Source organism: Pedobacter psychrophilus (assembly GCF_001652725.1).
Classification (GTDB): Bacteria; Bacteroidota; Bacteroidia; order Sphingobacteriales; family Sphingobacteriaceae; genus Pseudopedobacter; species Pseudopedobacter psychrophilus.
The window spans coordinates 584,761-602,384 of sequence record NZ_LWHJ01000011.1 but is presented as its reverse complement, the minus strand read 5'-3'; the positions used below and the strand labels follow the sequence as shown (position 1 = coordinate 602,384).

7 protein-coding genes are annotated in these 17,624 nt (G+C 33.4%); 4 read left to right on the top strand and 3 right to left on the bottom strand.

What is annotated here, in order from left to right; translation table 11 throughout:
• Window positions 1-202 precede the first annotated feature (202 nt).
• Complete coding sequence (locus A5893_RS03100; protein WP_068821069.1) at window positions 203-2,758, top strand: T9SS type A sorting domain-containing protein; 2,556 nt, start codon at window positions 203-205, stop codon at window positions 2,756-2,758.
• 205 nt (window positions 2,759-2,963) lie between these two features.
• Complete coding sequence (locus A5893_RS03095; RefSeq protein ID WP_068821068.1) at window positions 2,964-5,234, top strand: T9SS type A sorting domain-containing protein; 2,271 nt, start codon at window positions 2,964-2,966, stop codon at window positions 5,232-5,234.
• Window positions 5,235-5,534: 300 nt separating this feature from the next.
• Here the strand turns inward: A5893_RS03095 and A5893_RS03090 are convergent, their stop codons facing one another.
• Genes A5893_RS03090 through A5893_RS03080 form a run of 3 tightly spaced genes read right to left on the bottom strand, consistent with a single transcriptional unit; the run spans window position 5,535 to window position 11,729 of the window.
• Window positions 5,535-7,043 carry a CBM96 family carbohydrate-binding protein gene (locus A5893_RS03090; RefSeq protein ID WP_198342246.1) on the bottom strand — a complete coding sequence of 503 codons (1,509 nt, stop codon included), beginning with the start codon at window positions 7,041-7,043 and terminating at the stop codon, window positions 5,535-5,537.
• 4 nt (window positions 7,044-7,047) lie between these two features.
• Window positions 7,048-8,631: a RagB/SusD family nutrient uptake outer membrane protein gene (locus A5893_RS03085; protein WP_068821066.1), complete on the bottom strand. Its 1,584-nt coding sequence runs from the start codon at window positions 8,629-8,631 to the stop codon at window positions 7,048-7,050.
• A 2-nt stretch (window positions 8,632-8,633) separates the two neighbouring features.
• Entirely contained in the window at window positions 8,634-11,729 is a 3,096-nt protein-coding gene (locus A5893_RS03080; RefSeq protein ID WP_082911292.1) for a SusC/RagA family TonB-linked outer membrane protein, read from the bottom strand.
• A gap of 379 nt (window positions 11,730-12,108) precedes the next feature.
• Here A5893_RS03080 and A5893_RS03075 point away from each other — a divergent pair, with 379 nt between their 5' ends.
• Window positions 12,109-15,345 (top strand): sialate O-acetylesterase, encoded by a 3,237-nt coding sequence (locus A5893_RS03075; RefSeq protein WP_068821064.1) that lies wholly within the window; start codon window positions 12,109-12,111, stop codon window positions 15,343-15,345.
• A gap of 76 nt (window positions 15,346-15,421) precedes the next feature.
• Complete coding sequence (locus A5893_RS03070; protein ID WP_068821063.1) at window positions 15,422-17,095, top strand: T9SS type A sorting domain-containing protein; 1,674 nt, start codon at window positions 15,422-15,424, stop codon at window positions 17,093-17,095.
• The last annotated feature ends 529 nt before the right edge of the window (window positions 17,096-17,624 follow it).

Below are 17,624 nucleotides of genomic sequence, written 5' to 3'. Positions count from 1 at the left end.
ATTGTCAATTTAATAATAGTAAAGGCTATCCATAATTGGATGGCTTTTTTTGTTTTATTGCAACATCCTCCCCCCATCAAAGTGATAAATGACTGGTCTTTAAGAATATGGTTCTATTTAATTTAGTAATATTCTTATAAAGGCTTTTCTCGGAAATCTATATAAGACATTGATAAAATTTTAACCAATTTATTTAAACCGAATGACTACATTTTACAAAAAAAAAAGAATTAAAATATTGTTGGCTGCTGCCTTATTTTCTTTAGCTGGCTATCAATTAAAAGCACAAACACAACCGGCACCTCAGTCGCTTCCTTATAATCAAAATTTTAATAGTTTTGATGGTTCCTCAAGTGTTGTTTACCCAGCAGGGATACAGGGTTGGCAAATAGCAGCATCTGTCCCTAATACACCAGGAAGATTTAATTCACCAGCTTCTGATAGGGCATTAACTACAAACGGTAGTGCGGCAAGCAGTAGTACTGGAGTTTATGATTTTAATGGAAAAATTGGAACAGTCTGTAATAATGGAACTACAATAGGATTTGCTCTTGCCTTAAATACCACATCTGTTACTGGCCAAGACAGAGTAAGGGTAAATTTTGATGGTTCTGTTATCAGAAACATTTATGATAATACTGCTTTAGCAAATATATTAGCTGGATTAATTTTACAATATAGAATTGGGCAAACAGGTATTTTCACCAACGTCGGTAACAGTGCAAAAAATGGTACCACCAAACAAACAACGGGAACAGCAGCAATTGATGTTGTAAATTCAAGCTTTCTATTGCCTATAGAATGTAGTAATCAAGCTGTTCTACAACTAAGATGGACCCATAGAAACATCTCTGGAAGTGCGGGTAATCGCCCAAGTTTTGCAGTTGATAATATTTCTGTATTTGGAGAAACTCCTGTAACTGCACCTGTTGTTCCTTTTACAGGTTATACAATAAGCACAAAAAACATTACTTTATCCGGTAATACTCCAACTTATGCTACAAATACATTAAATGGTGTTACCCGCACTCAAGCTTTAAGCAGTTATGGAGGTGCGGCAACAGATTTTATAAGTGTAACAACCGGCTTTTTCAGAACTTATAAAGACAGCAGAGATGTATGGCATTTGGTAGATCCAGCTGGATATAAATTTTACTCAATAGGCATTAATACCGTAATTCCTCAAGCTGGAGTTGATGCCGTTGAAACCATCAAAAGCTTATATTCAAATACATTAGGCAATTTCTCTGACGAATCTATTACTAACATGCCCTATTGTGTTAGGTTAAATTTTGGATATACTTATCGTTTGAGCTCTGCACTAAATACAACACTATATGACGCTGGTATTCTACCAGTTTTTGATGCAGATTTTGAAACGTATTGTACTTCACAAGCAAATTTGCTTATTACTGCTGATAGGATTATTGATAAAAACTTACTTGGTTATTTTTCTGATAACGAAGTTCCACTAGCGAATCCTTTTAGCAGCAAATTAATTAATAAGTGGTTAGATGTGAACAACTACGGTGGGCAGTCTATTGCCAATACAAATGCAAACTACAATGCAGCAGTTAACTGGATAAAAGGAAGAAATGGAGGAACTATAAGAACACCTAATACAGCTGATCAAGCAGAATTTCCTGGTTTTGTAGCAGATAGATATTATAAAGTTTGTAGAGATGCCATTAAAGCAAAAGATGCCAATCATTTGTACATAGGAAGTAGGTTACATCAAGATCTATCCAATAGATATCAGTTTGAAGCTGCTGGTAGATATGTTGATGTGCTTTCTGTAAATAATTACAACGTTTGGACCACATCTCAATTAGATGCCAGATATAATGTTTGGGAACAATATACTGACAAACCGTTTATGGTTACAGAATTTTATGCCATGGCAGATGATTCTGGCTTAACAAATAGCGTTGGTGCTGGTTTTAATGTTAAAACGCAACAGGATAGAGCAGATTTTTTTGAGCATTATACCATGGAAATGTTAAAGAGAAAATGGAACGTAGGTTTTCAATACTTTAAATTAAATGATGACGATGCATCTGCCGTTGGTGGCAGTGCTAACAAAGGTTTATTAAACCCAGTTGGTGAAGATCCAATATTTTGGTCTCCTATGAAGATCTCCTTTACTAAAATTGCTCAAGATATTTATGAATTAAGAAGATTTTTGATTTTTAATGAGCAAACTTTGCCTATTACCTTAAAAAGCTTTACCGCTAAAGCTGATGGTGAGAAGGTACGTTTAGACTGGGAAACTTTAGTAGAAACAAATAACGATAGGTTTGAGATTGAAAGATCTACCGATGGCGTTAATTTTAAAACTATTTATACTGTAAAAGGTAAAGGAAATAGCTTGCAAAACGCTAGTTATGTAACTTATGATAATACTCCAGAAACCGGCGCAAATTATTATAAATTAATTCAGTATGATTTTGACGGTAAGTTTAAAGAACAAGGGATAAGAGTTGTAAACTTTAAATTGAATAAAGAATTGTCTTTAACTATTTTTCCAAATCCTTCTAAAGATGACATCAACATTCGGTTTGATAATTTTGAAGGAAAATCAGCAAAAATTACCATGTATGATTTAACAGGCAAAATGGTTCATCAAGAATTAATTAATGTTTCTGCAACTAATAATTCTCATCAATTAAATATTAAATCAAAACTCAAAGCAGGAGAATACATTTTAGAATTCATTGGAGAAGGTTTAACAAAAAGAGAAAAGATAATTGTTTTATAATTTGATTTGGTTAATTGGTAAGGGTTATTGTTTTACAAAAACAGTAGCCCTTTTTATTTTATCAGGTGCATCATTTACCATATAATAACGAGATAAATGACAGGTATTAACAGTTGTGCTATATTTTATATTGCAGTTATTAAATGGATTAACCTATAGATTCATTTCATGTTTTGTGAACCAATTATTAATATTTATTTAAATCATGAAAACACTCTACTCTAGACACTTAAAGCATTGGTTTATATTAGCTATTTCAATTTGTTCAATAAGTTTTCGATCAATTGCACAAACACAACCTTTACCGCAAACTCTTCCTTATTCTCAAAATTTTAATGATTTTGATGGTAGTGCTACAGTAAATTATCCTGTTGGGATACAGGGTTGGGTAGTTGCTACAAATGCACCAACCACAGATGGAAGACTAGATGCCCCTTTAGCAAATAGGCAATTAACTACAAATGGCTCTGCCGCAGAAACCAATGCAGGAATTTATGATTTTAAAGGCAAAATAGGTCTAGCATGCAATAGCTCTAATACTTTTGCAATTGCATTAGCTCTTAATAGCAGTAAAGTTACTGCAGCAGAAAAGCTGAGGGTATCTTTTGATGGGATGATCATTAGAAATACTTTTGGTACCAGTACAAATAATATCATTAACGGACTAATTATTCAATACAGAGTTGGATCTAGCGGTGACTTTAAAAGTTTAGGAAATAGTGTTCAAAATGGAAATACCGTTCAAACTAGTGGAACAAATGGTGTTGACTTAATAAAATCCAGCTTCTTACTACCTGCAGAATGTAATGGACAAGCAATATTACAATTGCGTTGGACTCTAAAATTAGTGAGCGGAACTACTGGAGAACAACCAAGTTTTGCTATTGACAATATTTTTGTGGCAACAGATGGAACAACTCCTCCATCGGCTTTTACAGGTTACAAAATCAGCACAAAAAACATTATACTTTCTAATAATACCACAACCTATGCAACCAATATTTTAGATGGGGTCACCAGAACTCAAAAATTGGATGAATATGGCGGCGCTTCTACAGATTTTGTTGGAAATACGAATGGATATTTCGCCACGTATAAAGACGCAAGAAACGTTTGGTATCTTATTGATCCGGCTGGATATAAATTCTATTCAATAGGTATTAATACTATTGTTCCTCAAAGTAATGGTGCAAACCCTATCAATCTCATTAAAAATATCTTTGCAAATACGATCGGTAATTTTTCTGATGAAAGTTATACGAGTATGCCTTATTGTGTGAGATTAAACCTAGGTTATACTTTTCGCACAACATCCGCTTTGCGAAAAACGTTGTATGATAATAACATAACTCCGGTTTTTGATGCAGATTTTGTAACTTACTGTACAGATCAGGTTAACAGTCAAATTACAGCAGACAGGATTGTAGATAAGAATTTATTGGGTTATTTCTCTGATAATGAATTGCCAATTGCAAATCCTTTTAATAGTAAATTGGTTGATAAATGGTTAGATGTTACTAATTATGGTGGCCAAGCTGTTGCGGATGTAAATGCAAATTATCAAGCTGTTGTAGCTTGGATGAAAAGCAGACATGGTGGTATTTTAACGGCTACAAATTCTGCAGATCAAGCTGAGTGGCCAGGCCAGGTTGCAGACCGTTATTATAAAATTTGTCGTGATGCAATAAAAGCAAGAGATCCAAATCATTTGTTTATTGGGAGCAGGTTACATCAGGATTTAGCTAATCGATACCAATTTGAAGCTGCTGGGAAATATGTAGATGTACTTTCTGTTAATAATTATAATGTTTGGAGCAAAGCTCAATTAGATGCAAGATATGATGTTTGGGAACAATATACCGGTAAACCATTTATGGTTACAGAGTTTTACGCCCAGGCAGATGATTCTGGATTACCAAACGATTCTGGAGCTGGATTTACCGTAAAAACCCAACAAGATAGAGCAGATTTTTATGAGCATTATACCATGGAAATGCTTAAAAGAAAATGGAATGTAGGGTTTCAATATTTTAAATTAAACGATGATCCGGCAAAAAACAACAAAGGTTTAATAAATACCAGTAATGAGTTTTGGCAACCCATGAAAATATCCTTTACTAAAATTGCCCAGGATATTTATGAGCTAAGACGTTTTCTGATTTTTAATGAGCAAACTTTAGATGTAACTACAGCAGTAAATGATGGTGTAAAAAAAGCCTCACAATTTGCAATGCAAATATTCCCAAATCCTGCATCCGATTATTTAAACATTCAAATCAGTGATTTTAAAGGGAAAAACGGTAAGATTACTATATATGATTTTTCAGGAAGAATGGTTTATCAGCAATATGTTTTAACAAATAGCAATAAAAATATCTTTAAAATAAACTTAAACTCTAGACTTACAAATGGAGTTTACGTTGTTGAGTTTAGTGGAAATGGAGGTTTTAAAAGAGAAAAATTATTAATTCAATAGTTATAATAATTGATTTTCAGAAGCCATTACTTTGTTGAAATGGCTTTTTTTACGTTTAACACAAACATATTTTGTGATTTAAATATAGCAATAGAACAGAATTTTTCTCTTTAACAGTTACCATACCTTTCTATTTAAATATCATTATTAATTAAATGGATTGATTTTGAATTGTAGCTAGGTTAATTACAGATTAATTAAAATCTTTTCATAAAATAACTTATTAAATCTTAATTGTTTATAAAACAAAAAAGGGCTTTTGATAATATCAAAAGCCCTTTAAAATAAATAGTAACCTAATTATTGAATCTGAATATTAACAACTTGTGGAGTTGGGAATGTTCCATTCTTAAAATCCTTAGCCACTACTGTAAAACTGTCTGTTCCTGCTGCAGTTCCAGAATATAAATATTTAACAGCACCTTTTTCTATTTGTGCTTGTGTAAAGCTAGGGCTAACAAGACCATTAACAACTAAAAATCCATTTTGTGGTTTAGAGGTAATAGTATAAGTAATGTTATTATTGGTAGTTCCGCCAAAGCTAAGTTCAGAAATAGTGATTTTTTTATAGCCTTTCACTAAATCAACACTTAAACCCGTATTAACGGGATTAACTAATAATGTAGAAGCAGGCGGGGTTAAAACTAAAAATGCTTTGTATCCGCCAAGTATTAAATTACTATCTCTAGTTTCTTTTGTTGCAAACTGAAACAATGCATTTACGGCTGTGTTTATGCCTAAGTTAATATATTGGTCTCCATTGGCTAAAGCAGTTTTATAAGCAGTACTTACATCAAAATAAAACCATCCTTTTGTAACAAATGGTCTAATTTCTGCACTTGATAAAGGTGCTGTACCAGGAACGGGTGAATTTGCCCAATTTACAGTATTTTCACCCCAATCTACCTGTTGATCTCTATAAACAGATACAGTCCCACCCGGATTATCGCTTCTCGTAACAAACAATCCTAAGGTTGCACTAGAAATAGGCTCTGGAAAAGATGCTGCTTTAACGGGAAATTGAGTGATTGATCTACGTGTTATATTAGCATCATTATTTTTTTTAATCCACATATAATCTAAACTTCCATAATTGGTGCCCTTTAATGCAGAACTTCCATTGTTCAAATAGGCATCTTTGGCTACTATTATTGTATCACCTGCAGCTTTTCCTGCCTCTGCAGGCAAAAATTTAGGTCTAAAACTAGTGATAGCATCTACAACATGTACTACACCATTTTTGCATTCTAAATTTTGAGAGCGAACTTTTACTAAAGCTGTTGAAAAAGTTGGAGAATTGTACAAATTAAACACATATTGATCTGTAGAAGATGGCTGCCTCACAAATGATAAGCTATCCCCATTTAAAGTTTCGACCACTTGGAATTTACTAATTTCTAAATCAAAAGATTTTACTCTTTTAGAGATGATATTATCTAGAAAATAATTTTTTAAGAGGGCAGATGGTACTGCATCAATAGTAGGATAACCCAATTCTAATGCTAGTGATTTCATGGCCTCATTGCGTGGAGCAATAACAGTGAAATCTCCTTCACCGTTTAACAAATCTTTTAATCCAACCCTTTCAATAGCAGCTGCATAAAGATTTAATGATTTTAGTGTGTCTATAGATCTATTGGTGCTCCTACTAGATATAAACTCCCAAACAGTCTGAGCTTTTAGGTTTTCTCCTGCAGTAACAATATCAGGGTCTATATTACTAAGTACTTCAAACTTTTTACAAGACTCAAATGATAAAAATACAAATGCAACTATTACACCTGCTTTAAATAGTTTTAAATTACTCATCATCTTATTTATAATATTCGTTTTGTATAATGTTGGTATTTTGTCTGATTACATCTAAGCCAATAGGCCATAAAATATTTTCAGCATTTACTACCAATGGTTTTAGTGTTGTAGGGTTTATTGTTGTGAAAACACGTCCTGTTCTAACCAAATCAAACCAGCGTTTTCCCTCAAATGCCAACTCTTTTCTTCGTTCGTTTAAAATAATATCTTCTGCTTCATTTAAACTTGCAGCAAAAAAACTAGCCTTTGCAGTTTCACTGGTTGGCCCGGATGATATACTGTTACGAGTATTTGGATTATTGATCACAAAAGTTGGTGGTAAAGCAGGGTTAGGATTGGGGATAGTAGTTTGTACTTCTACAGGTCCATAGGCTCTCTCCCTTATTTTTTTAATCAATGTCCAAGCTCCGTTTCTATCACCTTTTGTATTTAAAGCCTCTGCTCTTAATAACATGATATCCGCTAAACGATATAAAATCACATTCTTATCATTTTGGGTTGTTTGGTCAAATGTTCCTTTAGGAAATTGTTTGTAAATTTGAACATCATTTTTAAAGTTTGCAATTCCTCTCAAATCGTTACCAAATGATGAGCTAAATTCTGAATTAGCATAAAACTGAGCATTATTATTACCGTAAATACCAAAGATGTTAGAAGTATTTTCTTCATCAAAACTAAAAACAACCTCAAAGATAGATTCAGTAGATAAACCATCAACAAACATTTTCGAATATGGTGAATCATCAATAGACGTATTTGCAAAACTATAATTTGCTGTAGCATTATATAATTCTACTAAACTGTAAGTACTAGAAACTGGTGTTCCATCTGCTGGCTTTATTATTAAACCAGATGAAATTAAAGCACTATCTGGCATATTGCGCCACATGTAATAATCAGTTTGGATGGAATATATAGCTGCTTTAGTTAATTTACCCCTGGTTAAATCATTAGTTGCATTTGTAGTCGGAGTTAATGGAACTGCCTTTTTTAAATCAGCTGAAATTAAATTATAAATTAATTGTTTATCAACTCTAGGAGTTTTTAAATCATTTATATCTTTAACATCCTCTATTGGTTGGGTAACCAATGGCGCATCACCCCAAATCTTAACGATGTTCAAATAACATAATGCTCTTAAGCCATAAGCTTGTCCTAATATTCTATTATAATCAGCATCTGCAATTAAAATACCTTTTGTTCTCATTAATGGTACATTTTTTAATATTAAGTTTGCCTGTTTTATAACAGAATAATAAGAATCCCATTGGGCATAGCTTAAATTGCCATCTAATGTATTGTTGAGAACACCTAAAGTATTACTAGTTATAGAACCAGCTCCCCTTATTACATTATCTGCCCTTCCTTCGCCATAGTAAATAAATTCTTGATTAGTTGCTATTTGCAATTGATGATATGCACCTAATAATGCTGCATCTGCTTGTTTGGTTGATTGGAAATAATTTCCTAACGCATATTGTGTGGTTGGTTCTACATCCAATATTTTTTTACATGAAGACATTCCTAATGTTAATAGGATTAATGCCCCGACGCTAAAATTTAAATTATATCTTATATTTTTCATGATTATAGTTTAACGTTTAAAGATAAATTATAGAAACGCAATTTTGGGAATGAGCCATTATCAACTCCTGCTGATAATGTACCACCAGAACTTACTTCAGGATCATATCCTGAATAAGAACCCCATGTAATTAAATTTTGACCACTTACACCTATATTTGCACCTTTAATGCCTAATCTTGATGTTAGTTTACTAGGAAGGTTATATCCTAAACTAACAGTTTGAAGTCTAATGAAAGATGCATCTTCAACAAATCGTGAAGATATAGCGTAATTTTCCATTGGATCCGTTTTTACTAACCTAGGTATATCCGTTACATCACCTTGTGTTCTCCATCTTCTTAGTTGGTCTGTGGAGAAATTAGCGTCAAATTGGTAACCATCTTGTGCTCTTCTGATAGAATTAAACACATCATTTCCTATGGTGTAGTTAAAAAATGCGCTAAAGTTCCAGTTCTTATAAGTAAAAGTGTTTTGCCATCCTCCAAAATAACTTGGAGTTGGATTACCAATAACTTGTAAATCCAAATTGTTGATTACTCCATCACCATTTAAATCCTCATAAATTTCATCTCCACCTTTATAAATAGCACCATTTGCAGAACCTTTACGATAAGGTATTGCAGCACCATTAGCATCAGTTTTATATACATTATCAGCATCTTTTGCATAAACACCAAGTGATTTATAGCCATAGAAAACACCAACAGGAACACCAACCCTTGCTAAACTTGTGCTATTTGGACGATAATCATCGCCATTTGGTAATGATGTTACCTTATTTCTGTTTAAACCAAAGGTGATGATGCTATTCCACGTAACTGCTTTTTGCAATACTATCCCATCTAATTGAAAATCAAAACCATGGTTTTCCAAACTACCAAAGTTATAAGGAATTGAACCAAAACCGGTTTGACTTGGAACTTGGACATTGAACAATAGATCTTCTGAATTTTTTGAATAATAGTCTACAGTTAGATTTACCCGTCCTTTAAAGAATTGCAAATCTGTACCAATATCCAATTGCTTGGTAGTTTCCCACTTTAAATTTGGATTATCCAAAGCAGATTGTACAATAGATGACTGACCTAAATAGGTGCTTTGTTTAGTGAATGCCCCTATTGCCGCAAAATCTCCAATACCTTGGTTACCTGTAATACCATATCCAATCCTTAATTTACCATCGGTTAAAAAGTTTTTATTTTTAAAGAAAGCTTCTTCTGTAAATCTCCATCCTGTAGATATAGATGGAAAATATGCTAGTCTGTTATCTGCAGAAAATCTTGAAGAACCATCTTGTCTCATTAATAAAGAAACAATGTATTTAGATTTATAGTTATAATTTAAGCGGGTAAAAAAAGATAATAGTCTATTTTCACTCTCGCCATGCCCAAATGAGGTGATATTTCCAGCACCTGCTAAACTGGTAATGTTATCATCTATAAAATCTGTTCCTCTAAAATTATAACTACTAGATTTATAAGTTTGATATTCTTGACCCAATAAAATATTTACATTATGATTTTTATTGAAAGTACGTTGATAGGTTAGCGTGTTATTATTTGTAAAGGAATTATTTACCACAGGGCGATAATCTGTGTAAACATTTTTACCATCCGTTTGGAAAATAGACGGAGTGAAATAATTAGTTTCTGTATTACTGTAATCTAAACCCACGCTTGTTTTAAAATCTAAACCTTTAATAATGTTAAAGGTCAATTCTTGCTTTCCATATAAACGCGATCTGTTAATTGCATTTTCAGTATAAATAGCTTGTGCCAAAGGACTTATTTTTGTGCCTTCAAATAATGGAATGATTTGACCAGTTATAGGATCATAAGGATTATAAACTGGCAAAGTAATTAAATATCTAAAAATTACACTTCCTGTTCCACCACCAGTATTTAATCTATCATAAGTATAATTAGAGATGTTAAAATTTGTAGATCCCTTTATTTTATCGGTAATATTATAATTAACCCTTGCTGCACTTGTAAATTGTTTATAACCAGTTTCAACTATTACAGGTTTTAAATCTTTATAGCCCACGCTTATAAAATAATTCATGTTTTTATCTTTAGAAGCCCCACTCACACTTAAATCAGCTTTATATTGTAAAGAATTTCTATACATGATATCTTGCCAATTTTGAGTTTGGCTATAATAAGGATGCAATGAATCTATCACAGAAACTTTTGATGTAGAAATACCAGCAGCAGATGCATTGAAAATAGATTCGATAAACGCATCTCTAAATTGAGGGCCATTTAAAATTCCAATTTTACGAGAAATGCCTACTATACTGCTATTTATAGAAAAGTTAATAGTTGGAACTGTACCTGCCCCAGTTTTGGTGGTTATTAAAACAACGCCATTAGAAGCTCTTGAGCCGTAAATTGATGCTGTTGCCGCATCTTTCAAAACTTCAATAGAAGCAATATCCGAAGGATTTATATCTGCTAATGGGCTAAAACCTGCACCATCTGAAGCAGATGAATAAGTATCGTTATTAACAGGTACACCATCAATGATTATCAAAGGAGAGCTATCACCATTAATTGAAGAAACTCCCCTAAGATTAAAAGTTGCTCCCGAACCAGGCTCTCCGGATTCAGTTGTAATTTGTAAACCTGCAATTTTACCCTGTAAACTGGTATTTAAAGATCCGCCAGAAAATTGATCAATCTGGTCTGCTTTAATAGACCCAATAGAACCCGTTACTTCACTTCTCTTTTGCGTTCCATAACCTACAACTACTACTTCATTAAGGCTACTTAATTTTTCTTCAAGAGTTACATTTATTACAGTACCTAAAGAGACACTTTTTTCAATATCAGTAAAACCAACAAAAGAGAAAATTAAGATTGATTCTTTATTTGGCACTTTGATGGTGTAAGCTCCATTAATTCCTGTTTGAGAGGAAGAGCTCCCACCCTTTACTTTCACACTAACGCCTGGCAATGTTTCGCCTCCAACGTCTTTTACAACTCCCATAATTACCATTTCTTGCGCCATTAGGCTGTCAATAGAAATTAATGCAATTAAAAGAGATAAACCCAACAAGCGCTTTAAGCGCAAATTTTGGAAAAATAAACTCATAAATAATTTAGTTAATTGGTTAGTTAATCTTTTAGAATACCATTCCTTTTGGTGGATAAGGCATTCGTATAATCAGTTGTATCAAATATGAGGGTTTTATATATAAACAGCACAGGTTATTTTATTCAAATAAACCCTTTAAATCTTTCTTGTTTATAAAGGGAAATGAATAATTAAAATTTCGCTCTCACTCAAACATGATTTATTTCTTTCTTAAACTGTTATAATACCCCTGTTGATAAGAAAGATATGCCCTGCAATTGATACGTTGATTGCAACTAGTTTAGTGCATACCAATTACATGTTGCATATAGCAACTATTTTTTCAAACTGACACATTTCTAAATGATTCAGTTTGATCATTTAACCAAATTAAGATATGATCAAAACATTTACTAAGCTAGCTTATACTGCCTTATTAACTTTAATCTACATGCTTTGCTCCTTTACGGGAATTGCACAAATCATCACTACACTTAATCCAATAGCTGATGCATCTGTTTGGCAAGGCGGGGCAACAAATAACTACGGCAGTACTACTTTTCAAATAAAAGGTTCACCATCTGGGCAAACAAGGATTGGGTATGTCAAATTTGATTTAGGTACCACCGCTGTTGCGGATGTTAAATCTGCCAAATTTAGAATGTTTGTTAATTCCTATCCAGCAAGTTCAAGTTCTAACGTTGTGGTATCAAGTACCTCAGAAAACTGGGTAGAATCTACTTTAAATTATAATAACCGCCCAGCCCTTAATACCGCTTTAGCATCAGTAAATATTACGGCAAGCGGTGTTTACTATGAATGGGATGTAACAAATTATTTTAAAACCCTTTTAGCTACAAATACTATTGTAAGTTTTGGATTAAGTGATCCTTCAAATTCTGATAAGACTATAGTTTTTAATAAGAAAGAAGACGCTACAAATAAACCTGAATTGGTAATCAGTGATACCCCATCTCCATCAACCAATACAGTACCTGTAACTTTCAACAATCTTTTTAGTGATTATGCCATTATCCAGCAACAAAAAACTGCGACTCCTCTATTTGGCTTTGCTGGTATCGGTACACAAATTACAGTAACTCCTTCCTGGAATAACACTGCCTACACAGGCATTACTGACATAAATGGAATGTGGAGGATTAATGTTGCTACACCAGTTGCAAATGGCATAAGCTATTCTATAGAGGCAAAAGATGAAGATGGCCATTCTAAAACTATCAATAATATAAAACTTGGAGAGGTTTGGTTTTGCGCTGGTCAGTCAAATATGGAAATGAGGTTAAAAGGTTTTGGTAGTAATCCAGTTACCTCTCCAATTGCAAATGGACAAGCCCTTATTAACGCTGCAAATGATCCGGACTTAAGGATGTTTACACTTCCTACTACTTTATCTATTGATCCAAAAACAAACCTAACCGGAACTTGGAATGAAGCGAATCCTACAAATGCCGAATTTTTTAGTGCTATTGCTTATCAATACGCATTAGCATTAAAAGCTAAATTAAATGTTCCTGTAGGCGTAATTGTTACTGCTGTTGGTGGAATTCCTATTCAATCTTTAATGAGTAAAGAGAGCTTAAAGCCGTTTCCTGAAGTTACAGTCCCAATTACTTTAGATAATGATAAAGCAACACCCACTTCTGTATATAATGGAATGGTAAGTCCTGTGGCTGGTTACGGAATTAAAGGTTTTATATGGTATCAGGGAGAAAGTAATAGGCAAGAACCAGATTTATACAAGCGGTTGTTTCCCGCAATGATTACTGATTATAGAAGTAAATGGAATGACACAAATCTTCCATTCTATTTTGTCCAAATAGCACCAAATAATTATTCAGTTCCATTTGGTGGAGCTATAATGCGTGAGGTATTATATGATTCTTATAAATCTATTCCAAACACAGGAATTAGTTTACCAATGGAAGTTGGAGAGGCTAACGAAATTCATTATGCGGATAAAACAACTCCAGCAAATCGTTTATCATTTATTGCTTTAAATAAAACTTATGGATTTACTAATATTCCATATTTAGGTCCTGAATTTAAATCGATTTCGTTTTTAGGAAATAAAGCAACGCTTTCTTTTAATTATGCTACCGGCTTAAAAATTAAAGGAAATGCCACTTCACTTTTTGAAATAGCTGGAGGCGATAAAGTTTTTGTTCCTGCTACAGCCGTGATTAATAATTTAACAAATCAAATTGAGGTTGTTGCCACTAATCCTGCTCAAGTATTAAATCCTGCTTTTGTACGATATGCATTCTCAAACTTTGTAGTGGGTAATTTATTTAATGGAGATGATTTGCCAGCATCTTCTTTTCGTACAAAAAACTATGACATTGATGTAGATAGTAATTTCCACGTTTATTTATTGACGGGACAATCTAACATGAGCGGTAGGGGTTCATTATCTCAGGATACTTACGTTCCTAATCCTCGGATTAAGATGTTAAAGCTAGATGGAACTTGGGTTAAAGCAACCAATCCATTACATGGCGAATTAGAGCCAGGCGAAGCCCAAGTTGGACCCGGAATATCCTTTGCAGTTAAGATGCTAGAAAATGCAGACCCTAATGTTACTATTGGTTTAATACCCACAGCAATAGGTGGTCAAAGTATATCAGTTTTCGCTCCTGGAGTTACCAATACACGCACCAATAAAAGTATTTATGATGAATCTGTTAAATACGTTTTAGCAGCGCAAACCAAAGGAGTTTTAAAAGGAATATTATTTCATCAAGGAGAAGCGGATAACAGTAGGGCCAGCTCTTGGGTTACAGATATTAAGGCTTTAATCAGTAATTTCCGGACAACTTTCAATCAACCTAAATTACCATTTGTTTTTGGAGAGATGGGGCGATATGCAGCAAACCCTACTAAATATGGTAACATTTTAGCTGTAATGCCCGGAGTTAATGCAGATGTTCCTTTTACAGCATTAGTTTCTTCTGCTGGATTAACAGACATAGGAGATATTACGCATTTTAATACTGCTTCTGCTGTTATCCTAGGTCAAAGATATGCAGATGCAATGAAAGGCGTTTTGACTACTCTACCAGTAACATTAACCAAATTTACTGCAACCAAAAAAACAGAAGGGGCATTAATTCAATGGACTACTGCTTCAGAATTAAATAATGACCGTTTTGAGTTGGAACGTTCTACAGATGGAAAACTATTTTCAAACATTGCAACTGTTAAAGGCAAAGGAACTTCCTCAGCTTTAAATAACTATTCTTTTACGGAAAAAAATCCAAATAACGGTGTAAACTATTATAGGCTAGTTCAATATGATTTAGACGGAAAAATTTCAATTTCAGATGTGGTAGCATTAACCTTTGACTTGTTGGATAATGGAAATGATTTTGCCATTATGATTTATCCTAATCCTACAAAAGAGAAAATATTTGTCAATTTAAAAGCAGCGCAGAATACTCAAGTTAAAGTAGCCATATATAATCTTCAAGGCAAATTGATGAAACAATTAAGTTTTTCTGAGGATGAATTGATACAACAAGATATCCAAGAATTGAAAACAGGAGTTTACATTTTAAGAGTTAACGATGCGAATACCAATAAATTAATAGGAGAAAGTAAATTCTTGAAAAACTAGTACAACCAATGGTCGGGAAAATCCCGCCCTATTTATAAATAACAACCAATTATTATTCACTAAAAACAAAAACACGATGAGAAAAACATTACTTACAACAGGCTTAATCGCCTTTGCATTTGGCGCATTTGCGCAATTTACTGCCAATAGGTTAGTGGTTTCACAATATGGTAATGAAACAGATCCTTTAGATGCCAATGCTGTTCCGGTTATCTTAAAAGAATTTAAAGTTACAGGACCTCTTCAAACTACACCTACATTTACTTTAGCATTACCAACAACAGTTTCTGGCGCCAACCAACAGTTAACAGGAAACACTGCAACTGGCAATGAAGGATTACTTACATTATCTCCAAATGGGACCTATTTAACAGCATTTGGTTATGCAGTTAATGCTGGAATAACTCTTAGTGGAAATAATAATAGGACATTAGGTCTAATTAATGCAAACGGGGCAATAAATACAACTACCTATAGTACTACTGCTACCTTAGGTAATCCACGTTGTGCAATTACTATAGACGGAACTGGTTTTTGGCTAGCTTCATCAGGTGCGGGAGTAAGGTATATTGACATTAATACACAAACTGCATCTACAGGTGTGCATTCTACAGTAACAGCATTTAGAAGTGTTAATATTTATAATGGACAATTGTATGAAACAACTAATAGTAGTGCTGGAGCCCACGTTGGCACTATAACCTCAGCATCTGATGCTAATAAATTACCTAAAAGTACTGTTGTAAATAATGCAAATACCACACCAGTAGCACTGCCCGGAATGAGTACTTTACCTACTTTTCCAAATCAAATTGTATTATTAAAATCAACTGTTGGCGCTGGTGATCCTAATCTTATTTATGCTACAAATGATGATACAGGTAAAATTGAGAAATGGAGATATAATCCCTTGGCTATGCCTTCTGCAATTTGGGAATTAAAAGGAACAGTTACGGCATCAGTTGCAACTGCAGCATTAAGTGTAAAAGGGATAACAGGTAGAATTATTGGGGATACAGTTTTTGTATATGCAAACACTAACGCTAGTATAGTTGCTTTTAGAGATACATTAAGTTCTAATAAAACTATTTCTGATGCTAATACTACTTTAACTACATTAGCCACTGCGCCAGCTAATACACTTTTTAAAGGAATTGCTTTTACACCAGGTACTGACGCATCTACCATTCCACATATTGTATTACCAATCAAACTTTCTTCTTTCACAGGAAAAAGCACTTTAAATGGTGCACAACTAAGCTGGACTACTTCATCAGAAAAAGACAATAACCATTTTGATATTTTGCGTTCTACAGATGGAACTCAGTTTTCTAAAATTGGTGAAGTTGCTGGTAATGGAAATTCTGACGTTGCCTTAAATTATTCTTTTTTAGATAAAAATGCAGTTACTGGTGCTAATTATTACAAATTGAATCAAGTTGATAATAACGGAAAAAGTGAAGAGTTTGGTCCAGTTGTAGTCACTGTCAACGGACAAGCAGCTGCAATTTCTGTTTATGCCAACAAAGCAAGTGGACAAATTAATGTAAACGTTTTCTCTAATAAAAGTGGAGAAGGTGTGTTAAATGTTTATGATGCTGGTGGAAAAGTTGTTGCTAAACAAAATGTTAGCTTACAAGTTGGGAGTAACCAAATTAACTTAAGCAGTCAGAATGCTGGTGCTGGTTTACACATTGCTTCTTTAACCTTTGCAGGTGAGACTTTAACTAAAAAGTTTATTTTTCAATAGATTTAGTTCGTTGAGATTATATAAAAAACGCCCCAAATGGGGCGTTTTTTTTTGTTTTAGTTTTGCCACTAATAGCTCGAAATAAACGCAAATTTGAATGGAAATAATATCTCACTAATCTATGTTTGATAAGTCTAATCTTGAAAATCCTGTATCCTGAACATCAAGATTCAGATATTTTGCCACTAATTGCACTAATAAACCCTAATCTTAATGGAAAGAATATTTCACTAATCTACGTTTGATAAGTCTAATCTTGAAAATCCTATAATCCTGAAAATCAAGATTCAGATATTTTGCCACTAATTGCACTAATAAACTCTAATCCAGATGGAAAGAATATTTCACTAATCTACGTTTGATAAGTCTAATCTTGAAAATGCTGTAATCCTGAAAATCAAGATTCAGACTTTTTGCCACTAATTACACCAATAAATACTAATCTTAATGGAAAGAATATTTCACTAATCTATGTTTGATAGGTTATTCTTGAGAATCCTATATTCCTGAAAACTAATATTCAGACAAT

Coding starts and splice junctions, on each gene's coding strand:
- A5893_RS03080 (WP_082911292.1), bottom strand. CDS start 11,729: ATGAGTTTATTTTTCCAAAATTTGCGCTTAAAGCGCTTGTTGGGTTTA.
- A5893_RS03100 (WP_068821069.1), top strand. CDS start 203: ATGACTACATTTTACAAAAAAAAAAGAATTAAAATATTGTTGGCTGCT.
- A5893_RS03095 (WP_068821068.1), top strand. CDS start 2,964: ATGAAAACACTCTACTCTAGACACTTAAAGCATTGGTTTATATTAGCT.
- A5893_RS03090 (WP_198342246.1), bottom strand. CDS start 7,043: ATGAGTAATTTAAAACTATTTAAAGCAGGTGTAATAGTTGCATTTGTA.
- A5893_RS03085 (WP_068821066.1), bottom strand. CDS start 8,631: ATGAAAAATATAAGATATAATTTAAATTTTAGCGTCGGGGCATTAATC.
- A5893_RS03075 (WP_068821064.1), top strand. CDS start 12,109: ATGATCAAAACATTTACTAAGCTAGCTTATACTGCCTTATTAACTTTA.
- A5893_RS03070 (WP_068821063.1), top strand. CDS start 15,422: ATGAGAAAAACATTACTTACAACAGGCTTAATCGCCTTTGCATTTGGC.